Source organism: Scandinavium manionii, from assembly GCF_024764775.1.
GTDB lineage: Bacteria > Pseudomonadota > Gammaproteobacteria > Enterobacterales > Enterobacteriaceae > Scandinavium > Scandinavium manionii.
The window spans coordinates 45,247-65,410 of the sequence record NZ_JALIGC010000028.1 but is presented as its reverse complement, the minus strand read 5'-3'; the positions used below and the strand labels follow the sequence as shown (position 1 = coordinate 65,410).

The 20,164-nt window shown below is 56.0% G+C and carries 20 protein-coding genes; 10 read left to right on the top strand and 10 right to left on the bottom strand.

Annotated features, from left to right (window positions below; all coding sequences use genetic code 11):
* Nucleotides 1-13 precede the first annotated feature (13 nt).
* Nucleotides 14-883 (bottom strand): phospholipase A, encoded by an 870-nt coding sequence (gene pldA, locus MUU51_RS01250; protein ID WP_159776751.1) that lies wholly within the window; start codon nucleotides 881-883, stop codon nucleotides 14-16.
* A gap of 155 nt (nucleotides 884-1,038) precedes the next feature.
* Between pldA and yigI the strand changes: the two genes are divergently transcribed.
* The 4 genes from yigI (at nucleotide 1,039) to MUU51_RS01230 (ending at nucleotide 4,270) form a co-directional block, all read left to right on the top strand.
* Nucleotides 1,039-1,506 carry an acyl-CoA thioesterase YigI gene (gene yigI / locus MUU51_RS01245; protein ID WP_125353410.1) on the top strand — a complete coding sequence of 156 codons (468 nt, stop codon included), beginning with the start codon at nucleotides 1,039-1,041 and terminating at the stop codon, nucleotides 1,504-1,506.
* Nucleotides 1,507-1,555: 49 nt separating this feature from the next.
* Nucleotides 1,556-2,449, top strand: coding sequence for an EamA family transporter RarD (rarD, locus tag MUU51_RS01240; RefSeq protein WP_159776750.1), 894 nt, complete (start codon nucleotides 1,556-1,558; stop codon nucleotides 2,447-2,449).
* A gap of 110 nt (nucleotides 2,450-2,559) precedes the next feature.
* A complete protein-coding gene (locus MUU51_RS01235; RefSeq protein WP_159776749.1) occupies nucleotides 2,560-3,546 on the top strand; it encodes a fatty acid desaturase in 987 nt (328 codons plus the stop codon).
* The gene (locus tag MUU51_RS01230; RefSeq protein ID WP_258966927.1) at nucleotides 3,536-4,270 is read left to right on the top strand and encodes a phosphate/phosphite/phosphonate ABC transporter substrate-binding protein; all 735 of its coding nucleotides are present in this window, start codon (nucleotides 3,536-3,538) and stop codon (nucleotides 4,268-4,270) included. Before MUU51_RS01235 ends, MUU51_RS01230 begins: the two co-directional genes overlap by 11 nt.
* On the opposite strand, the gene corA is transcribed toward MUU51_RS01230, so the two are convergent.
* The 8 genes from corA to lptM form a co-directional block, all read right to left on the bottom strand.
* On the bottom strand, nucleotides 4,248-5,198 hold the full coding sequence (corA, locus tag MUU51_RS01225; protein ID WP_110512112.1) for a magnesium/cobalt transporter CorA: 951 nt from the start codon (nucleotides 5,196-5,198) through the stop codon (nucleotides 4,248-4,250). The two genes, MUU51_RS01230 and corA, sit on opposite strands and share 23 nt — an antisense overlap.
* Before the next feature lie 149 nt (nucleotides 5,199-5,347).
* A complete protein-coding gene (ysgD, locus tag MUU51_RS22155) occupies nucleotides 5,348-5,404 on the bottom strand; it encodes a YsgD/CorL family protein (RefSeq protein WP_374684476.1) in 57 nt (18 codons plus the stop codon).
* A 148-nt stretch (nucleotides 5,405-5,552) separates the two neighbouring features.
* Complete coding sequence (gene uvrD, locus MUU51_RS01220) at nucleotides 5,553-7,715, bottom strand: DNA helicase II (RefSeq protein ID WP_258966926.1); 2,163 nt, start codon at nucleotides 7,713-7,715, stop codon at nucleotides 5,553-5,555.
* Nucleotides 7,716-7,852: 137 nt separating this feature from the next.
* Entirely contained in the window at nucleotides 7,853-8,569 is a 717-nt protein-coding gene (gene yigB, locus MUU51_RS01215) for a 5-amino-6-(5-phospho-D-ribitylamino)uracil phosphatase YigB (protein ID WP_159776747.1), read from the bottom strand.
* Nucleotides 8,569-9,471 carry a tyrosine recombinase XerC gene (gene xerC / locus MUU51_RS01210; protein ID WP_258966925.1) on the bottom strand — a complete coding sequence of 301 codons (903 nt, stop codon included), beginning with the start codon at nucleotides 9,469-9,471 and terminating at the stop codon, nucleotides 8,569-8,571. The genes yigB and xerC overlap by 1 nt, the downstream gene beginning before the upstream one ends.
* The gene (locus MUU51_RS01205) at nucleotides 9,468-10,175 is read right to left on the bottom strand and encodes a DUF484 domain-containing protein (RefSeq protein WP_133462204.1); all 708 of its coding nucleotides are present in this window, start codon (nucleotides 10,173-10,175) and stop codon (nucleotides 9,468-9,470) included. Before MUU51_RS01205 ends, xerC begins: the two co-directional genes overlap by 4 nt.
* Nucleotides 10,172-10,996, bottom strand: a complete 825-nt coding sequence (gene dapF, locus MUU51_RS01200) for a diaminopimelate epimerase (RefSeq protein ID WP_159776777.1) — start codon at nucleotides 10,994-10,996, stop codon at nucleotides 10,172-10,174. The genes MUU51_RS01205 and dapF overlap by 4 nt, the downstream gene beginning before the upstream one ends.
* 36 nt (nucleotides 10,997-11,032) lie before the next feature.
* Nucleotides 11,033-11,236: an LPS translocon maturation chaperone LptM gene (gene lptM, locus MUU51_RS01195; protein ID WP_159776745.1), complete on the bottom strand. Its 204-nt coding sequence runs from the start codon at nucleotides 11,234-11,236 to the stop codon at nucleotides 11,033-11,035.
* A gap of 138 nt (nucleotides 11,237-11,374) precedes the next feature.
* On the opposite strand from lptM, the gene cyaY reads away from it, so the two are divergent.
* Nucleotides 11,375-11,695 (top strand): iron donor protein CyaY, encoded by a 321-nt coding sequence (gene cyaY, locus MUU51_RS01190; protein WP_159776744.1) that lies wholly within the window; start codon nucleotides 11,375-11,377, stop codon nucleotides 11,693-11,695.
* On the opposite strand, the gene cyaA is transcribed toward cyaY, so the two are convergent.
* Nucleotides 11,692-14,238: a class I adenylate cyclase gene (gene cyaA, locus MUU51_RS01185; RefSeq protein WP_258966924.1), complete on the bottom strand. Its 2,547-nt coding sequence runs from the start codon at nucleotides 14,236-14,238 to the stop codon at nucleotides 11,692-11,694. The genes cyaY and cyaA overlap by 4 nt on opposite strands.
* A gap of 340 nt (nucleotides 14,239-14,578) precedes the next feature.
* On the opposite strand from cyaA, the gene hemC reads away from it, so the two are divergent.
* The 5 genes from hemC to MUU51_RS01160 all read left to right on the top strand — a co-directional run bounded on the left by hemC (nucleotide 14,579) and on the right by MUU51_RS01160 (nucleotide 20,051).
* Complete coding sequence (gene hemC / locus MUU51_RS01180; RefSeq protein ID WP_159776743.1) at nucleotides 14,579-15,520, top strand: hydroxymethylbilane synthase; 942 nt, start codon at nucleotides 14,579-14,581, stop codon at nucleotides 15,518-15,520.
* Nucleotides 15,517-16,257 (top strand): uroporphyrinogen-III synthase, encoded by a 741-nt coding sequence (hemD, locus tag MUU51_RS01175; protein WP_258966923.1) that lies wholly within the window; start codon nucleotides 15,517-15,519, stop codon nucleotides 16,255-16,257. Before hemC ends, hemD begins: the two co-directional genes overlap by 4 nt.
* Before the next feature lie 21 nt (nucleotides 16,258-16,278).
* A complete protein-coding gene (hemX, locus tag MUU51_RS01170; protein ID WP_258966922.1) occupies nucleotides 16,279-17,469 on the top strand; it encodes a uroporphyrinogen-III C-methyltransferase in 1,191 nt (396 codons plus the stop codon).
* Nucleotides 17,470-17,471: 2 nt separating this feature from the next.
* On the top strand, nucleotides 17,472-18,668 hold the full coding sequence (gene hemY, locus MUU51_RS01165; protein WP_258966921.1) for a protoheme IX biogenesis protein HemY: 1,197 nt from the start codon (nucleotides 17,472-17,474) through the stop codon (nucleotides 18,666-18,668).
* Nucleotides 18,669-18,845: 177 nt separating this feature from the next.
* On the top strand, nucleotides 18,846-20,051 hold the full coding sequence (locus tag MUU51_RS01160) for an MFS transporter (RefSeq protein ID WP_258966920.1): 1,206 nt from the start codon (nucleotides 18,846-18,848) through the stop codon (nucleotides 20,049-20,051).
* Nucleotides 20,052-20,164 lie beyond the last annotated feature (113 nt).

Genomic DNA, 20,164 nt, shown 5'->3' with positions numbered 1-20,164 from the left:
AAGAGTGCAACGTTTAAAACAGATCGTTGAGCATTACGCCTACGCCGACACGCGTCTGATTGAAGTTGTAATCAATCAGCGACTCGCCGTAACCGCTGTAAACCTGCGTATAAATGCGCACGTGTCGGGTGACCGGATAGCTCAGACCGAGCTCCGCGCCGCCGTAACCGGTGTTCCAGTTGTACTGGCCTTTGGCGCTGAGGATCGCTTCACCCAGTTGGTAGCCAATTTTGAGCTGGTAGTAGCCCATATACTTGGTGATATCCGGGTTATCGTCAGTATCACCAATCACATACCACGGCTTCACTTCCACCAGCCAGTTGCCGTTTTGCGCCATCAGACGCGTATAAAGACGGTTCCAGCTGCGGGACGTCGGGTCGGAGCGGCCGTTGGAGTCGTGGTTATAACCAAATTCGACGTCGCGCAGCGTCCAGCCTGCAAACTGGTAGTCGGTCGCAAAACCGAGGAACAGCTGCGGTTCATAGTTAGTTTCTCGGAACGGAGCTGATTCTGACGTGTTGGAGAGCTGCCACCAGGATTTTTGGGTGTATGACGCCCCGAGAACGGAATTGTCGCCCAAAATGCCACGCCACAGCGGGAAGGCTAAACTCAACTGGAATTTCACTTCGTCCTTACGCGCATTATCCGACCAGTTGTAGCTTTTAATGGCTTCTTTGTTCAAGTCGCTGGTCGCGGTGTAAATGACGTAGTTGCTCTCATACGGGTAGAGCGTGAACGGATTGTCATGCTCCTGCAACATGTTAGCGATGATACTGCCACGTACGGCGGGCGCATCATGAACATCCTTAATCGTCGCTTCCTGCGCATAAACGGATAGCGGCAGCCCTGTAGCTGCCAGCAACCAACCCAGCCTGGTTCGCATTGGGAGTTCTCCTGAACAAAATTTATTATTGGATAATCAGTCGGCTGTCATTCTACCGATTTATCGCCATCTTGCGCGGTTATCGTTTCCGAAAGTAGAAATCAACAAACCATAGGCATAAAATCAACATTTCATTAACCAATGGAAAGGTTGCTATGTCCGCAGAACTCACCGCCGAAGCCGCGTTAAAACTGGTAGGCGATATCTTTGTGTATCACATGCCGTTTAACCGCGCGCTGGGGCTGGAACTGGAACGCTACGAGAAATCCTTCGCTCAGCTCAGCTTTAACAATCAGCCGATGATGGTCGGCAACTGGGCGCAAAGTATTCTTCACGGCGGGGTGATTGCCTCGGCGCTGGACGTCGCCGCAGGCCTGGTCTGCGTGGGCAGTACACTCACCCGCCACGACACCATCAACGAAGATGAACTGCGCCAGCGCCTGTCGCGTATGGGCACCATCGATTTGCGCGTGGACTACCTGCGTCCGGGCCGGGGCAACCGCTTTACCGCCACCAGCAGCCTACTGCGCGCGGGCAATAAAGTGGCCGTCGCGCGCGTCGAATTGCACAACGAAGAGCAGGTTTATATCGCCAGCGCGACCGCCACTTATATGGTGGGTTAACCGTTAAAATCGGGTAACATCCCCTTACTTTTATGTAACGGATTTTCCCATGGATGCTAAACAAACGCGGCAAGGGGTTTTACTCGCCCTCGCCGCTTATTTTATTTGGGGCGTAGCACCGGCGTACTTCAAAGTCATTTACTACGTACCCGCCGATGAAATTCTCACCCACCGTATTATCTGGTCATTCTTCTTTATGGTGGCGCTGATCAGCATCAGCCGTCAGTGGAGCGGTATCAAACGCCTGTGCCAGACGCCGAAGAAAATCTTCTTGCTGGCCCTCTCCGCCGTATTGATTGGCGGCAACTGGCTGCTGTTTATCTGGGCGGTGAATAATCAGCACATGCTGGAAGCCAGTCTCGGTTATTTCATTAACCCGCTGGTGAATATCGTGCTGGGGATGATTTTCCTCGGGGAACGCTTCCGTCGGATGCAATGGGTGGCGGTTTTCCTCGCGACCTGCGGCGTGCTGGTGCAGCTCTGGACCTTTGGTTCGCTGCCGATTATCGCGCTGGGGCTGGCGTTCAGCTTTGCGTTTTACGGCCTGGTGCGTAAGAAAATTGCCGTCGATGCCCAAACAGGCATGCTGGTGGAAACTCTGTGGTTACTGCCCGTGGCGGCCATTTATCTGTTCGGCATCGCCGACAGCGCTACCAGCCATATGGGGCAAAACCCGTGGTCGCTGAACCTGCTGCTGATGGCGGCAGGCGTGGTCACCACTATTCCACTGCTGTGCTTCACGGGTGCCGCCACCAAACTGCGGCTATCGACGCTGGGTTTCTTCCAGTACATCGGCCCTACGCTCATGTTCATTCTGGCGGTGATGTTTTACGGTGAAACCCCGGGCGCGGATAAAATGGTCACTTTTGCGTTTATTTGGGTCGCGCTGGCGGTGTTTGTTATCGATGCGCTTTATACCCTGCGCCGTACGCCAAAAAGCTGATCCCATACGCTTTGCCAGAAAACGGCAAAGCTCATCCAGTTAAATTCTTTGTTATTTCAACCGGCTTCTCACATCTTTTGCAGATAACCTCTTAGAGATGTGGAAGCCGGATGCTAATTCCCGACCCCGCCCGACGTTCTGCCTGGCTGCACGATGAACAGCGCAGCGCGGTGCGCCTGTTCGCCAGAAGCTGGCTGTGGCGCAGCGAACTGCCGACCTGGCTGTTGATGTTTACGATTTACGGCGGCTGGTTTACCACGCTGGCGTTTCGCGCTGAGCTGGGACTTTTTGCCTCCACGGCGCTGCTGGTTCTGTTCACCACCTGGTATCTGTCGCTCCAGCATGAGCTTATTCACGGGCATCCGACACGCTGGCCGCGCGTCAATCAGCTGTTCGGCCTGCTGCCGCTGGCAGTGTGGTATCCGTACGGGTTGTATCGTGATTCGCACCTGGCGCACCACCATAATCAGCTGTTGACAGTGCCGGGCGAAGATCCGGAGACCTACTATTTCTCCGCAGAGCGCTGGCAACGTTTTAGCGGTTGGCAGCAGCGGGTGATCCATCTGCGTAACACGTTTATTGGCCGACTGCTGCTGGCGCCGCTGCTGGATATTGCAGGCGTGTTTGAAGGCATGATGAAATCGTTTCGCCTGGGAGAGCGCCGGGCAGTAGCGATGTGGCTGGTGCATTTCACTTTGCTGGGGCTGGTGTTCGGCTGGCTGCAGCATCAGGAATTTTCGGCGTTGTGGTATCTGCTGGCGGTGAGTTATCCGGCGCTAGGCTGCACCAAAATACGCTCGTTCCTCGAACATCGGGCCGCTGACGATCCGCTGGCCCGCTCCGCGATCACTGAAACCTCACTGCCGTGGCGTTTGCTGTTTCTCAATCTGAACTATCATTCGGTTCATCATGATTTGCCCGGCGTGCCGTGGTACGGCTTGCGTAAAGTGTGGTTGCGCGACAAAACGCACTACGCGCAGCGTAATCAAGGATTTGTGGTCAAAGGCTATCGGGAATGGTGGCGAAAGTACCGTTTTCGCCCGGTGGATGTGACCGTGCATCCCGGTGGCCCAGAGGAGATTCAGCATGACCGGTAACATCGCATTTCCGATGTATGACGTGAACCCTGCGGCAACGGATACACTGGCGGCCGCCGTGCTACGGCGCTTTCCCGATGCCCGCTTCCAGCGCCCTGAGGATTTACTTTCCCACTGGCAGGACGACAACCTGTTGCTGAGTCAAACCTGCGGCTATCCGCTGATGACCGCCCTGGATGATGTTCAGGTGGTCGGCTGTCTCCACTACACCGCGCCAGGCTGCGAAGGTCGGAACTATCGCAGTCGGCTGGTCGCTCGTCAGACTGAAGCGGGCAAAAGGCTGCATGATTTTCGTGGTCAGGTCGCCGCCTGCAATTCGCCGGAATCGCAGTCAGGCTATCATGCTCTACGCAATAGCGCGGGTCACGACGACACGTTTTTCAGATCCATTGTCTGGACCGGGAGCCATCGCCAGTCGCTGAATGCGCTGCAAAATGGAACCGCGGATATCGCCGCCATCGACTGCGTAAGCCTGGCATTGTTTGCACGCTATCAGCCACAAGCGTTGACGGGCCTGACGGTGGTAGGCGAAACGCCGTTAACCCCGGGACTCCCGCTGATTACCTCGCGCCATACGTCGGCACAAACGCTGAATGCGTTGCGCGAGGCATTACGGGAGATTGCCGATGAAGCAGAGATTACCGCACCATTGCTGATCGGCGGCTTCAGTCCCGCAAGCCGCCGCGATTATGACGTGATACTTAAAGCCAGTTCTTGCGCTTGAAGTAGAGATACGGCGCGAGGCCCGCGAGGATCATAAACACAATCGCCCCCGGATAGCCGAAGCTCCAGTGCAGCTCTGGCATAAACTCGAAGTTCATCCCGTAGCTTGAGGCCACCAGCGTCGGCGGCAGGAACACCACGGAGACCACCGAGAAGATCTTGATGATGCGGTTCTGCTCGATGTTGATAAAGCCCATCGCCGCCTGCATCAGGAAGTTCACCTTCTGGAACAGCGATTCATTGTGCGGTAACAGGGATTCGATATCTCGCAGGATCTCACGCGCCTGCTCCAGCTGCACCGCCGGTAAGCGCGCTTTACGGACGAGGAAGTTCAATGCGCGCTGGGTATCCATCAGACACAAACGCACTTTCCAGCCGATATCTTCCAGCTCCGCCAGCGTGGAGAGCGCTTCATCGTATTCGTCGCCCTGATGACCTTCCATGATCACGCGGCTCAGCTTTTCCAGGTCGCTGTAGATGTTTTCAATTTCATCCGCCAGCTGTTCGATTTTGGTTTCGAACAGGTCAAGCAGCAGCTCAAACGCATTGCCATCGACCATTTCCTGGCTGCGGGCACGCATTCGATACAGGCGAAACGCAGGCAGTTCGCGTTCGCGCAGCGTGAACAGACGCCCTTCGCGGATGGTAAACGCCACAGTGGAGTTACCGGCGTGATCGTCGGCATCTTCATAAAAGAAGAAGGAGTGGATGTGCAGCCCGTCTTCGTCTTCGAAGAAACGGGCCGAGGCCTCGATGTCTTCCAGTTCAGGCCGCGTAGCCAGATTCTGACCCAGCTCCGTCTGTACGCGATTACGCTCTTCGTCATCTGGCTCGACCAAATCGACCCAAACCGACGTGGCAAGGTGCTTGATGTCGTCAGACTCAAGGCGCGTTAAGCGGTTGTTTTCCAGTTGAAATGCGCTCAGCATGACCGGGACTCCCAATGCAAAAAATTATCGGACAGTACGGTGGGCACACAGAAACATCGGGGGTTTCAGACCATTAAGCCTGACTCATTGCGACGGGAATATTGCATGTCGCCGACAACCTCTAAGGCCATCAGCGTCGGGTGATAGCCTTAGGAGTTGTTCCTGGGTTGCAGGAAGTTGAGCCAGCATCTACTGGGTGTGTCCAAGGTATCAGTCCTCTTAGCGTATTCGTGCGCGCATGTTACGCCAGCCTAAATGAAGCGTCAACACACAGCGAAGCGCCAGAGAGTTTTTCCACCTCTCTGGCGTATAAGACTAGCAGAACGTTAAGAAAATATGATGTATTTCTTAATGTTACGCATTTTCGAGACGCGCGTAAGCTGCCACCAGCCATTTGATGCCCTGACCCTGAAACGCCACCTGCAAACGGCTGTGTTCACCACTGCCTTCCAGGTTTACGATGGTACCTTCGCCAAATTTCGGGTGACGCACGCGCTGGCCCAGCTTGTATCCGGTGTCGTTTTCCGCCATCGGCGTGCCCATCCGCTGATGGTTGACCGGGCGGCTGATGGTCGCACGCAGACGTACTTCTTCCACGCACGCCTCCGGCAGTTCACCGACAAAACGCGACGGACGGTGATACACCTCTTTACCGTATAAACGACGGGTTTCAGCGTAGGTCAGCGTCAACTTTTGCATCGCACGGGTTACGCCGACGTACGCCAGGCGGCGCTCTTCTTCCAGACGCCCGCCTTCATCCAGCGACATCTGACTCGGGAACATGCCTTCTTCCATCCCGACGATAAACACCTGCGGGAACTCCAGGCCTTTCGCCGAGTGCAGCGTCATCAGCTGAACCGCATCCTGCCAGGTGTCGGCCTGCCCTTCGCCCGCTTCCAGCGCTGCGTGGGACAGGAACGCCTGTAACGGCATCAAATCTTCTTCTTCGTCGTTGTAGCTGAACTGGCGCGTCGCCGTGACCAGTTCCTCTAAGTTCTCGATACGCGTCTGGCCTTTTTCGCCTTTCTCCTGCTTATACATCATGAACAGGCCGGAATCTTTAATCACCCGGTCAGTCTGCACATGCAGCGGCATATCGGCGGTTTCCTGTGCCAGTGCGTCGATAAGCTCCATAAAGCGCTGTAACGCGCTGGCCGCACGTCCGGCAAGGGCTTTATCTTTCAGCAATTCACGACACGCCTGCCATAGCGTCAGCTGCCGGTCGCGGGAGGCCTGACGCACCACGTCGAGAGTGCGATCGCCAATGCCGCGCGTCGGGGTATTCACCACGCGCTCAAATGCTGCATCGTCATTGCGGTTGGCAATCAGGCGCAGATAGGCCAGCGCATCTTTGATCTCCAGACGTTCGAAGAAGCGCATCCCACCATAAATACGGTACGGCATACTAACCTGCAACAACGCTTCTTCCAGCACGCGCGACTGGGCGTTGCTGCGGTAAAGAATGGCGCACTGCTCAAGTTGGCCCCCGTTGTCCTGCCAGGCTTTGATTCGACTCACAACGAAGCGGGCTTCATCCAGCTCGTTGAACGCGCAGTACAGTGAAATCGGTTCGCCGTCGACGCCATCGGTCCACAGCTTTTTGCCCAGACGGCCGTCATTGTTCTCAATCAGGGCGTTCGCCGCGCTAAGAATATTGTTGGTCGAGCGGTAATTTTGCTCCAGACGGATGGTCTCAGCGCCGGGGAAATCTTTCAGGAAACGTTGGATGTTTTCGACCTGCGCGCCGCGCCAGCCGTAGATCGACTGGTCATCATCGCCGACGATCATCACTTTGCCCGTGTCGCCCGCCAGCATGCGGATCCACGCGTACTGAATGTTGTTGGTATCCTGGAATTCGTCCACCAGGATATTGGTGAAGCGCTCGCGATAGTGCTGCAAAATATGCGGCTTGTTGAGCCATAGCTCGTGGGCACGCAGCAGCAGCTCGGCAAAATCAACCAGACCCGCGCGGTCGCAGGCTTCCTGATAGGCCTGATAGACCTTCTGCCAGGTTTGCTCCACCGGATTGCCGTAGCTTTGAATATGATGCGGGCGCAGCCCTTCATCTTTCTGGCCGTTGATGTACCACATCGCCTGACGCGGCGGCCACTGCTTCTCGTCGAGGTTCATGGCCTTGATCAAACGTTTCAGCAGGCGCAGTTGATCTTCGCTGTCGAGGATCTGGAAATCCTGCGGCAGACTGGCGTCCAGATGGTGCGCGCGCAGCAAGCGGTGCGCCAGGCCGTGGAACGTACCGACCCACATGCCGCCCTGGGAAGTGCCCATCAGCTGACCAATACGGTGGCGCATTTCCGCCGCCGCTTTGTTGGTAAAAGTCACCGCCATAATCGAATACGGCGAACTGTGTTCAACGCTGATAAGCCACGCGATACGGTGCACCAGCACGCGCGTTTTGCCGCTTCCTGCCCCAGCCAGCACCAGCATGTTGGTGCGCGACGCCGCCACGGCTTCACGCTGTTTGTCATTGAGGCTGTCGAGCAGGTAAGAAACGTCCATTGGCACCGCCGGGTAGAAATTGAGAAAACGTCGAAACGCCCGGTGGCGCTTCGCTTGCCGGGCCTACATGATCGTAGGGCGGATAAGCATCGCGCACCCGCCAAAAACCCTGGAATTTTATACAGAACTTCTGATGATTATATCAGCGTGGTGAGGGATGCCAACCGCGAAATTTCGATGTGAGGTAACAGGCGGCTGTCGGCGATTTGCATCAGGTCACCGTCGAGCAGGTTTATCCAGCAGGCCTGCACACCACAGCGGATCGCGCCCGCAACGTCGGTCGTCAGGTCATCGCCCACGTGCAGGATTTGTTCAAGCGGAACATCCAGACGCTCTGCCGCCAGATGGTACATATCACTGAATGGCTTGGAACGCCCGTCGGGGCCTGCGCGCAGCACAAACGTAAAATAGTCATTCAGGCCGAACAATTCCGGCTGTGCGTTACCGTTGGTTATCGCCACCAGAGGCCATTTTTCAGCCAGCTTCGCGAGGGTGTCGTGGGTTTCCTGCGGCACGTCGATCGCACTGCGCCAGTGGGCGAAATTCGCCATCGCGGCGTTGGCGCCAATCGTGGCGTCTCTCACCGACAGACCGGCATTCAGCATCGCCAGCTCAACCGCACGACGACGCCATTCGGTCACGTCGTGATAAATCTCGGGCTCAGCCTGGCGCAGCGCCTGTCGAAGCTGATGGAAATCACTGCTTTCCAGCGCCTGTAACGCCGGATGGTAACCGCGGACAAACGCCAGCGACTCTTTTTCCGTGCGGCGGATAACCAGACGGTTGTCGTAAAGGGTGTCATCGAGGTCAAAGGTCAGGGCCGAAATCTGGCCCAGTGGACGGTAAAAACGCATTATTTCCCCCGTTTGGCGCGTGGGTGTGCCTTGTCGTACACCGAGGCAAGGTGTTGAAAATCAAGATGGGTATAGATTTGCGTGGTGGAAAGATTCGCGTGGCCAAGCAGTTCCTGCACGCCGCGCAAATCCCCGCTCGATTCCAGCATGTGGGTCGCGAACGAGTGGCGCAGCTTGTGCGGATTGACATGGCTGTTCAGCCCTTGCTTAATGCCCCACTCCGCAAAGCGCTTTTGCACATTGCGCGCGGAGATTCGTTTGCCGAGCTTCGACAAAAATAACGCGTCTTCCTCACTACCGAACAGCCCGCGTAAATCGAGCCAGTGCTCAATCCAGTGCGCGGCGTTGCGGCCAATCGGCAGGCGGCGCTCTTTGCTGCCTTTCCCCATCACCCACACTTCACCTGATTCCAGGTCAAGATGCTTGATGTTGAGACCCACCAACTCTGATAAACGCAGGCCCGCGCCGTACATCACTTCGAGCATTGCCCGGTCACGCACGGCCAGCGGATCGTTGAGATCGATATCCAGCAGACGATTGACGTCATCCACATCAATATTTTTTGGCAGATGGCGCGGGGCTTTCGGCGCGGAGACGGCTTTCGCCGGATTGGCCTGCAGCTCACCCTGGCTCACCAGCCAGTCGAAAAAGCTACGCAGGGCCGACAACCGTAGCGCCAGACTCGCCGGACCAAGCCCTTTGCGACGGCTGCGAACCGCAAAACTACGCACTATTGCCGCGTCACACTGTTGCCAGTTTTTCACACCGCTGTCTTCGGCGATAGCGATGATGGCATCAAGCTGACGCCGATAGTTGAGCAGAGTTATCGGACTGAGCTGGCGTTCAACGCCGAGATAACGCAGGAAGCGTTCGGTCGGTTCAAAGAGCGGGGAAGGCGTCATACGCGCTCGACCCAACGCTCCAACAGGCCAGGCAGCAGCAGGGAAATTTCCTGCAAGAGGTGCGTTCCTTGACCGGCCTGATAATGGTGCGCGTCGCGGCTGCTGAACAGCACCACGCCGAGATCACCGTCGCTGCCGAGCATCGACATCGCTACCGAGCCAATCGCTTTGGCATCCGGCATCATCACCAGCAGTTCCGGGCCATTCAATGAGCCAAGATAGTGGCGCTCATGGCCGAGACGCTGAATGCGGATGGATTCAAAAGACTGACGCGAGAGCGCTAACTGAGTGAACTTAGACGGCGCGCCAATACGCCAGCGGTCGGCAAACAGACGTACCGTAGCACCCGCCAGGCCCAAATCGCGCGCCCAACGGTGAAAGCGATTGAGCATATCGTCGAGGCTTTCAGCCGCGGCTAAACGCGTTTGCAGATGCAGCAGACGATAAAACAGGCTTTCGTTCGCCGATGCCTGCTCCACCAGCAGCGTCATGTTCTCTTCCAGCGCGTTGATGTGATTTCTGGCGCGCGCCATGTGCCATTCGACCAGCGACACCGTGCCGCGAACCGGATGCGGCACGCGCATCCCTTCCACCGCCGGAGCGTTGCGAATGAAAAACTCAGGATGTTGCAGCAGATAGTCGACTACCGCCCGATCGTCGAGCGTGTTGAGTTCAGCCTGCTGTTCTTCCCCGATTGGTTTCATAAATGAATAAATCCGTCGTAGACGTGTGCCGCCGGGCCAGTCATAAACAACGGTTGACCCGGTCCTTTCCAGGCGATATCGAGCCGCCCGCCTGGCAATTCCACGCGTACCTCTTCGGCCAGCAAACCTTGCTGAATGCCGACGGCCACCGCCGCACAGGCTCCGCTCCCGCAGGCCTGCGTTTCACCTGCGCCGCGCTCAAAGACACGCAAGCGAATGTGATCGTTCTTCACCACCTGCATAAAACCGATATTGGCACGCTCAGGAAAACGCTCATGGCTTTCCATCATTGGGCCTAATGTTTCCACCGCAGCGGTGTCGACATCATCGACCTGAATGACGCAGTGCGGATTGCCCATTGAGACTACGCCGCACAATACTGTCTGTTCAGACGCACGCATAATATAGGTCTTTTCCGCTTTGTTGGCGCGGAACGGGACCTGAGAAGGCTCGAAGTTAGGCTCGCCCATGTTCACCCGCACCAGGTCGTCATCCGTTACGGTTAATACCATACGGCCGTTGGCGGTACTGACGCGGATGTCACGTTTGTTGGTCAGGCCTTTAAGGCGTACAAAGCGCGCAAAGCAGCGCGCGCCATTGCCGCACTGAGACACTTCACTGCCGTCGGCGTTAAAGATGCGGTAGTGGAAGTCGAGATCGGGATCGTACGGTGGCTCAACGACCAGCAGCTGATCGAAGCCAACGCCAAGATGCCGATCGGCCAGGCGGCGGATCAGCTCCGGAGAAAAGAACACATTCTGCGTTACCGCATCGACGACCATGAAATCGTTGCCCAGGCCGTGCATTTTAGAGAACTGCATCATTGACTCCATCCACGCAGAAATAACGATGTCTTGTTAGTAGTTAACCTGGGTTGGGCCACCATTATCACCGCGATCGTTACGGCTCGGCTCAGTGGTCTGAGTGTCCGTATTAACCGGTTTCGTTGGCGGAGCCGCCGATTTATCTGCTGGCGGAAAATAGAGCGGCCCCTTCAGGCCACAGCCTGCCAGGGTCATTAACGCAGCCAAAAGGACCAGTGGTCGAAAGAGGTTCTTCATTCTTAAAGTGCCTGTGGTTGATGCTTTCTGCTTTCTATCATCGCAGGAGAAGACGTAAAAGCAAGCGTTTAGCACCTGACTGCAACCGGAATTGTTTCGCGTTATACTGCCGCCATCCCCTGATAATGGAAAAGAACAATGAACGACAGTGAATTTCATCGCCTTGCAGACCAACTGTGGATGACCATCGAAGAGAACCTCGACGACTGGGATGGCGACAGCGATATTGATTGTGAGATTAACGGCGGCGTGCTGACGCTGAGCTTCGAAAACGGCAGCAAAATCATCATTAACCGCCAGGAGCCGCTGCACCAGGTGTGGCTGGCCACCAAACAGGGCGGCTATCACTTTAGTTTGAAAGACAACGAGTGGGTCTGCGATCGCAGCGGCGAAACCTTCTGGGATTTGCTGGAACAGGCCGCCACGCAGCAGGCGGGCGAGGCGGTTAGCTTCCGCTAGGAAAAATACTGTTGCAGCAGCGGAGTCGTTGCATCCTGATTGGCGGGTGCGACGGCCGCTATAGCCTGAGTGCGGAACGGAATCACCTGGGCGCGATTGTCGACTTTCACAATCTGGTAGAACTGCGGCAGGTTGAAGTTAATAAAGCTTGAGCCGTAGGTAAAGCGGTCGTGCGAGGACGAGTAGAAGCGGCTGACGTCACGCACCAGTTCTTCTTTGCTGCCTTCACAGTGGTGATAAACCTCTGCCCGGTTGCTCTCATCCAGAATGTAGATATTAAAACCGTTGTCTTCGCTGCTGTCTTCGAAGAAGAACTGAATGATCCCTTCACTTGCGAACCCGTCCACGACCGGCGGCAGTTTCACATGGTTAGTTTCTACCTGGACCGACAGGCCATGCAGCTTGTTGTGAGAAATCGCGCCATAAAACTCGATGGCGTTTTCCAGTTTCTGCACAGACACATTCAGACGTTCAAAGAACAGACCCCAGGTTTGCCCCGCCACGCGCAGCGCTTTAAAGCGCCCGGTTTCCTGACGGGTACTGGAAAGCCGTAGCTCAATACACTCCGACACCAGTTGCTGAACACGGGTACGAATAAGCCCACGTAAATGCTGGCTGTAGCAGAAGACGTCGACGCTGTCCGGTGGCGCCGCATCCTGGTGCATTTTGCCAAGAATGGTTTTCAGCGCTTCGATCATCGCCTGCTCGCCGTTGAAATGCAGGGTTCGCACCTCGTTCCACGAGTTGCGGTACAGCAGATCCACGCTGCCAATCAGGCAATTCTGCTCTTCGCCAAAGCTGAACACGTCCAGCTTACGGAAATCGAAATGCACGACCTGATTACGGAACGCCGCGGTCGGGTCATATTCGAGGTTGACGATAATCGCCAGATGGCGAATTTCGCATGGACTGTAGAGTGCTTTCGGCGTCGGCGCAGGCAGGCGCAGCGGGAAGTGGTGCGATACGTCGGCCACCATTTCTTGCAGTTTCGCCAGGTCGGCAATGCCGTTGCCCTTAATAAACAGGCGGGTGCGTGAGGTCAGCAGGCCGTTAAACCAGGCCCACGCCACCAGCTTATTAAGATAACGGTTATATTCAAGTGGCTGATGACTGACGATCGATTCCATATTTGGCGCACGGTTGTAGAGATACCAGCCTGTACGGTTGGCGCGTCCCGGCGGCACATGGATAAAGGTCAGGTTCGGCTCAGAGAGATCCGGTGAAATTTGCGGGTTAACCAGCGTCACTTTCCCCGGCAGCGCTTCAAACGCCGCGTACAGCTTACGGGTCAACACGCCGATATCCTGCGGGCTAGCTGAAACGCTGAGGTTGTTGCGGCGCGCGAAACGGATCAGGTTTCGGTAGCTCTGCATCATCGCGTCGAGCAGTTCGTTGTGCGCATCGCGCACTTCGTCAATCTTCCAGTTTGCACGATTGTCGAGCATCGCCAGACGCTCTTCGCTCCAGCCCCAGTCTTTCACCAGTTGGCCGACGACTTCACGACGCCAGCCCACACAGGCGCGTTCGCGGCTGAGTTTTTCGCACACTTTCAGGTAGAAGCACCGACGCACCAGATCCAGACGGGTGGCGTCATCAATGGCTTGAAGATAGGTCGTGACGCGTTCGAGCATCATGCAGTAGGGATCGAGCCCAAAGGACACAATCTCGCCGTCGTGCAGGCGCTGCTTAATGTCTTTCGCCAACAGGCGGCTATTGGGATATTCCCAGGAATACGCTTCGAGCAGCAGGGTTTTCAGCACCGCTTTATACGGCGAGTCGATACTCTTATACAGCTGCCACAGGCTGGCCCCGAAGTACTCTTCCGCGGAGAGCGAACTCAATCCGCCGAGATCCAGCCATTCATTTGGCGTCAGTACGCCCTGCGAGTAGAGCTTCATGACGTAATCGTCGTAATGCTCTTCTTCTTCGCACGGCACCATATTCCACAAAATACGTTTCCCGGCGAGGCGCACGGCGGTCCGGTAAAATTCGTCGAGCAGCAAGATGTGCTGCGTTGAGCCACAGTCTTCACCCCCAAGACTACCGCTTTCATTATGACGGAAGCGGTTTTCGTCTATCAGGAAAAAGCTGACTTCCACGCCAAGCGACGCGGCCCAACTTTCGAGCAGACTACATTTACGCTGCAACAGCTGGCGTTCTTCGTTATCAAGCCAGGCCTGATGGCAGACCCAGATATCGAGATCGGAAGAGCAGCTTTGGCCGACAGAAGACGTGCTACCCATAGAGTAAACGCCGGTAATCGGCAATTCACCTTTGACGGAAACCTGCGGCGGCATACCACGGTGCAGTTCCAGCTCATCAAGGTAGTGACGTTGAGTTTCATCAGGCGTGTAGAGGCAAATGCCTTTGGGTACGTTACCGTCGAGGTAACCCGGCATTAGCGGATGATGGTAGTGAAGCAATGTCGGCAGAAGACTGTAGACCTGCTGAAAAGCGGGCCCCATGGCAGCAAGCGCGCGATCCACGCGCAATTGATTAATGGCATCCAGTCTCTGTTTCAGTGTCTCAATATAGAGGTACAAGACATATCGCCTGATGTTAAAACCTGGCGTATCGCTAAGGCGGTGGACTGCAAGGGATACGAAGGTTTTTAGAATTTCAACAAGAACCGCTACCGTCTGTCGCCGAGATGGTGTGTTGGTGCGGGCTAACAAACGGTTTAAAACGTGATCAATTTAACACCTTGCCGTTTGACCGTAAAGAAAGATGCGCTACTCATAAGTTTAGCACCGATTAACGGCTGTAAATTCTTCAACATGCGGGTCATCGCTCCGTTTGCTCATTTTCAGAAAAACTCGAAAACTAACATCCTTATAGCAACAATGTTAGGATGGCTGGCGGACGATAACGACGGTAACAAGCATGTTAGACAAAGTTTTAAGAATTGCCACACGCCAAAGTCCTCTCGCGCTGTGGCAGGCACATTATGTGAAAGACAGGCTGATGGCGTGCCATCCCGGGCTTCAGGTCGAACTGGTGCCGATGGTGACGCGCGGCGATGTGATCCTCGATACGCCTCTGGCGAAAGTGGGCGGAAAAGGCCTGTTCGTCAAAGAGCTAGAACTTGCGCTACTTGAAGACCGCGCCGATATCGCCGTGCATTCCATGAAGGATGTTCCGGTGGAATTCCCGCCAGGACTCGGTCTGACGACCATCTGCGAACGCGACGATCCACGCGACGCATTTGTTTCTAACCATTTCGACTCTATCGACGCGTTGCCTGCAGGCAGTGTGGTTGGCACGTCAAGTTTACGCCGCCAGTGTCAACTGGCTGCCGATCGCCCGGACCTGGTGATTCGCTCGCTGCGTGGCAACGTTGGCACGCGCCTCGGCAAGCTCGATAACGGCGATTACGATGCCATTATTTTGGCCGTCGCCGGGCTGAAGCGTCTCGGTCTGGAAGATAGAATTCGCGCAGCGTTATCACCTGAGCAATCTCTACCCGCCGTGGGTCAGGGTGCCGTGGGTATTGAGTGCCGTCTCGGCGACGCACACACCCGCACGCTGCTGGCACCGCTAAATCACGCGGATACCGCCGTGCGCGTCTGCGCAGAGCGCGCGATGAATACTCGCCTCGAAGGCGGCTGCCAGGTGCCGATTGGCAGCTATGCTGAATTAAGCCACGGTGAAATCTGGCTTCGGGCACTCGTTGGCGCCCCGGATGGCAGCCGGATGGTACGCGGTGAACGCCGTGGGCCAGCCGAAGATGCCAAAGAGCTGGGGATTTCGCTGGCCGAAGAGCTGTTGAACAACGGTGCACGTGAAATTCTCGCGGAAGTGTATAACGGAGAAGCCCCTGAATGAGCATTCTGGTCACTCGCCCCTCTCCCCAGGGAGAAGAACTTGTCAGCCGCCTGCGCGCGCTGGGGCGAGAGGCCTGGAGCTTTCCGTTAATTGAATTCACCCCCGGGCGCGAATTAGCACAGCTTGCAGGACACCTGGCCGCACTGAATGACGGCGATCTGCTGTTCGCCCTTTCACAACACGCCGTCGAATTTGCCCAGGCGCAACTTCAGCAGCACGGGCAGCGTTGGCCGCACGCGCCACGCTATTTTGCCATCGGGCGAACCACTGGCCTGGCGCTGCACAAAGTCAGTAGCATTGACGTTCGCTACCCTCTCGATCGGGAAGTCAGCGAAGTGTTGCTACAATTACCTGAATTACAAAACGTTGCCGGCAAGAAAGCACTGATTTTACGCGGAAACGGCGGGCGCGAATTGCTCGGCGAAACGCTACGGAGCCGCGGTGCAGAAGTGACTTTTTGTGAATGTTATCAACGTAGTAACCGGCACTATGACGGTGCAGAAGAGGCTATGCGCTGGCAAACGCGCGGCGTGACCCGACTGGTCATCACCAGCGGCGAAATGTTAAAACAGCTCTGGTCGCTTATTCCGCAATGGTATCGAGAGCGTTGGTTGTTAAACTGCGAGGTGCTTGTGGTGAGTGAGCGCCTTGCTGAACAGGCCCGGGAGCTGGGCTGGCGGAATATCAGGGTGGCCGATAGCGCCGACAACGACGCGCTGCTGCGTGCTTTACAATAACTCTCAAAATTGGAAGCCATAATGACGGAACAAAAAGAGAACTCCGCCGTGGTTGAGGAGACCAGGGAGGCCGTGGAACAAACGCCACAGCCGGAGAATGCTGAAAAGAAAAACGCTGAGAAGAAAAACAGCAGCAACAAAGTGCCGTTGGCGCTGAGCGTAGTGGCGATTGCCATCGCTCTGGCCGCAGGCATTGGCCTGTATGGCCTGGTGAAAAAACAAAATACCAATCAGACGACCGCCAGCGATGCGCTGATCAATCAAGTGACTGCCCTGCAAAACGCACAAGAGTCGCAGAAGAGCGAGCTGGACGGCATCATCAAGCAACAGGCCGATCGCCTGACTGCGGCGAAACAGCAGCAGGATGCGTTGACCAAACAGCTTGATGAACTGCAGCAAAAAGTCGCCACAATTTCCGGCAGCGATGCCAAAACCTGGCAGCTCGCGCAGGCGGATTTCCTCGTCAAACTGGCAGGACGTAAACTGTGGAGCGATCAGGACATCACCACCGCAGCGGCACTGCTCAAAAGCGCCGATGCAAGCCTGGCAGACATGAATGACCCAAGCCTGATTAACGCTCGTCGTGCAATCACCGATGATATCGCCAGCCTCTCCGGCGTGGCGCAGGTCGATTACGACGGGATCATTTTGAAGGTCAATCAGCTGTCTAATCAGATTGATAACCTGCGTCTGGCCGATAACACCGATGATGATTCCCCGATGGACGACGATAGCGGTGAGCTTTCCAGCTCGTTGGGTGAATGGCGCGTCAATCTGCAAAAAAGCTGGCAGAACTTTATGGACAGCTTCATCACCATTCGCCGCCGTGATGAAACCGCCGTTCCGCTGTTAGCGCCAAATCAGGACGTCTACCTGCGCGAAAACATTCGCTCGCGTCTGCTGGTTGCGGCCCAGGCCGTGCCTCGCCATCAGGAACAAACGTACAAACAGGCACTGGACAACGTTTCCACTTGGGTACGCGCGTACTACGACACTGACGATGCAACCACTAAAGCTTTCCTTGATGAGGTGGATTCGCTGAGCCAGCAAAATATCAATATGGACGTGCCGGAAACGCTGCAAAGCCAGGCGATTCTGGAAAAGCTGATGCAAACCCGCGTGCGTAATCTGCTGGCACAGCCGCCGGTTGCGCCGAGCGCGGCGCCTCAGGCTGATGCCGCGCCCGCCGCCGCTGCACCGCAGGGAGAATAAGCATGCTAAAAGTTTTACTGCTCTTTGCGTTGCTGATCGCCGGGATCGTTGTGGGCCCGATCGTTGCAGGCCATCAGGGATACGTCCTGATCCAGACAGACAACTACAACATCGAAACCAGCGTCACCGGCCTGGTGATCATTCTGATCCTGACCATGGTGGTGCTGTTCGCTATCGAATGGCTGCTGCGCCGCATTTTCCGCACCGGGGCGCATACCCGTGGCTGGTTTGTTGGCCGTAAACGCCGTCGGGCGCGTAAGCAGACCGAACAAGCGCTGCTCAAGCTGGCAGAAGGTGATTATCAGCAGGTTGAGAAGCTGATGTCGAAGAATGCCGATCACGCTGAACAGCCGGTGGTGAACTACCTGTTAGCCGCAGAAGCTGCACAACAGCGTGGGGACGAAATGCGCGCCAATCAGCATCTGGAACGTGCAGCCGAAAGTGCCGGCAACGATCTGATCCCGGTTGAAATCACCCGCGTTCGCCTGCAGCTGGCACGCAATGAAGACCATGCCGCACGTCACGGCGTCGATAAGCTTTTGGAAATCGCACCGCGTCACCCGGAAGTGCTGCGCCTCGCTGAGCAAGCCTATATTCGCACCGGGGCCTGGACCCCACTGCTGGATATCATTCCGTCGATGGCGAAAGCGAACGTCGGAGATGAAGCGCACCGTGACGCTCTGGAACAGCAGGCCTGGATTGGTTTGATGGATCAGGCGCGAGCCGATCAGGGTAGCGATGGTCTGCGCGAATGGTGGAAAAATCAGAGCCGAAAAACCCGTCAGCGCGTGCCACTGCAGGTGGCCATGGCGGATCATCTCATCGAATGTGACGATCATGACATGGCCCAGCAGATTATTATCGATGGCCTGAAACGTCAGTATGACGATCGCCTACTGCTGCCTGTTCCACGTCTGAAAACCACGAATCCTGAACAACTGGAAAAAGTGTTGCGCCAGCAGATCAAGAGCGTGGGTGACCGCCCTCTGCTGTGGAGTACGCTGGGCCAGTCGCTGATGAAACACGGTGAATGGCAGGAAGCGACCATCGCCTTCCGCGCAGCATTGAAACAGCGCCCAGACGCGTTTGATTACGCCTGGCTGGCCGATGCTCTAGACAGAATGCATCAGCCGGAAGAAGCGGCCACCATGCGCCGTGATGGACTGTTACTGACGCTGCAGAACAATCCACCTTCCTGAGTGAAATGTGTGATCAAAGGGGCCAAAAGGCCCCTTTCTTTTTTCTTAAGCAACATGCTAAATTCTTTGCTCTTAACCTCTTTCAAGAGCCTGCCAATGTAACGACTTTTCAGCATTCACCGTTTTTTACTCACGCATCTTTTTGCGTGGATAACGTTTTGCTGGAGATCGTTCCACATGAATTCTCTGCTGTTTGCGCTGCTACGCGCATTGCGGGGCCACGTCTGGCTTCGCCTGTTAGCCTTCGCCTTTATTTTATCGTCGCTGGGTAATGGTCTGACGCAGGTCGTCGTTTTTGGTCAGCTGTTGCGTTGGCAGGCCTCGCCGACAACGTTAACGCTCGCCTGGTTGTTGGCGACCATGCCCGGCTTTCTGGGCAGCCTTATTGGCGAAAGATTGTGTCGCACCCACCCTCCCTTGCATTTACTCATTTGCTGCGAGTTGCTCGGTCTGTTGGCGCTGATATTGCCCCTTGAGGGTTTACGTCATCACAACGTTCCGCTGCTATTGGCGGTGCAGTCCGTAGAAGCGCTGCTGGCAGGAATGTCGTGGCCCGCATTGGCGCTGACCTTTAAGCGCGGGCTGAGCGCGCAAGAACTTCCGGCGGCCACCGCAATGGAAAACCTGATATTCGCATCGCAGGTGTTATTGGGCATGGGAGTGGGCGTGTTGCTGTTTGAGCGAGTCAGCCCACTGTCGTTATTAGTCGTCGATGCCATAAGTTTTCTCGCCGCATCGTGGTTGCTGTGGTTAACGCGGCAGCGCACCGCGATCGCCGCGGACGACAGGAGGCCCAAAACACAGAAACCGCTGGGCTGGGCGTCCCTCACGCTTGCGCAGAAAAGAAGCCTGCTGCTGCTACCTTCTCTGGCTGCGGTTGGCGCTCCGGCGATGGCACTGCTGCCCGCGTTGGCGCAACAGATGCATCCGGATGACACTGCCGGGCTGGCGTTGCCGCTACTATTCAGTCGCAGCCTGGGACAATTGTGCGGGCCGTTACTGCTGAATAGCCGCAAGATGCCGGAATATGTTGAGCGTAACCGCCTGTTGCTGGGTTGTCTGGGGATATTTCTGCTCGCCTACGCCATAATGCCGATGCTGTCGGGATTTACCGCTGCGGCGCTGGGAGCCATTTTTATCGCTCACCTGGCATCAAATGTGGTCTTCGCGTTGGGGACGTTCAGCGTGCTGCACCAGTTCACCGAAGATGTCGTTTCCGCCGCCAGCGCGAAAGCCTGGCGCTGGCAAACCCTCAGCGCCACCCTCGCGACGTCTATTACGGTAATGCTAACGAGTCAGCTTGGCGCTATTTACACGCTGTGGTGCGTTTCATTCTGCGCATTATTGTTGGTGGGCGGCGTCTTATTCCGCTACCGAACGTAACCCATAAAAAAACGCCTGCGCTGAAATCAGGGCAGGCGTTAAAACAGGTCTGTTTGACAACAATTGGTGCTTCACTCAACGTTATGTCCATGGTGTTTGATGAGGCCGAAGCG

Excerpts from the sequence above, each read along its gene's own strand:
- pldA (WP_159776751.1), bottom strand. The coding sequence starts at position 883 with ATGCGAACCAGGCTGGGTTGGTTGCTGGCAGCTACAGGGCTGCCGCTA.
- yigI (WP_125353410.1), top strand. The coding sequence starts at position 1,039 with ATGTCCGCAGAACTCACCGCCGAAGCCGCGTTAAAACTGGTAGGCGAT.
- rarD (WP_159776750.1), top strand. The coding sequence starts at position 1,556 with ATGGATGCTAAACAAACGCGGCAAGGGGTTTTACTCGCCCTCGCCGCT.
- MUU51_RS01235 (WP_159776749.1), top strand. The coding sequence starts at position 2,560 with ATGCTAATTCCCGACCCCGCCCGACGTTCTGCCTGGCTGCACGATGAA.
- MUU51_RS01230 (WP_258966927.1), top strand. The coding sequence starts at position 3,536 with ATGACCGGTAACATCGCATTTCCGATGTATGACGTGAACCCTGCGGCA.
- corA (WP_110512112.1), bottom strand. The coding sequence starts at position 5,198 with ATGCTGAGCGCATTTCAACTGGAAAACAACCGCTTAACGCGCCTTGAG.
- uvrD (WP_258966926.1), bottom strand. The coding sequence starts at position 7,715 with ATGGACGTTTCTTACCTGCTCGACAGCCTCAATGACAAACAGCGTGAA.
- yigB (WP_159776747.1), bottom strand. The coding sequence starts at position 8,569 with ATGCGTTTTTACCGTCCACTGGGCCAGATTTCGGCCCTGACCTTTGAC.
- xerC (WP_258966925.1), bottom strand. The coding sequence starts at position 9,471 with ATGACGCCTTCCCCGCTCTTTGAACCGACCGAACGCTTCCTGCGTTAT.
- MUU51_RS01205 (WP_133462204.1), bottom strand. The coding sequence starts at position 10,175 with ATGAAACCAATCGGGGAAGAACAGCAGGCTGAACTCAACACGCTCGAC.
- dapF (WP_159776777.1), bottom strand. The coding sequence starts at position 10,996 with ATGCAGTTCTCTAAAATGCACGGCCTGGGCAACGATTTCATGGTCGTC.
- lptM (WP_159776745.1), bottom strand. The coding sequence starts at position 11,236 with ATGAAGAACCTCTTTCGACCACTGGTCCTTTTGGCTGCGTTAATGACC.
- cyaY (WP_159776744.1), top strand. The coding sequence starts at position 11,375 with ATGAACGACAGTGAATTTCATCGCCTTGCAGACCAACTGTGGATGACC.
- hemC (WP_159776743.1), top strand. The coding sequence starts at position 14,579 with ATGTTAGACAAAGTTTTAAGAATTGCCACACGCCAAAGTCCTCTCGCG.
- hemD (WP_258966923.1), top strand. The coding sequence starts at position 15,517 with ATGAGCATTCTGGTCACTCGCCCCTCTCCCCAGGGAGAAGAACTTGTC.
- hemX (WP_258966922.1), top strand. The coding sequence starts at position 16,279 with ATGACGGAACAAAAAGAGAACTCCGCCGTGGTTGAGGAGACCAGGGAG.
- hemY (WP_258966921.1), top strand. The coding sequence starts at position 17,472 with ATGCTAAAAGTTTTACTGCTCTTTGCGTTGCTGATCGCCGGGATCGTT.
- MUU51_RS01160 (WP_258966920.1), top strand. The coding sequence starts at position 18,846 with ATGAATTCTCTGCTGTTTGCGCTGCTACGCGCATTGCGGGGCCACGTC.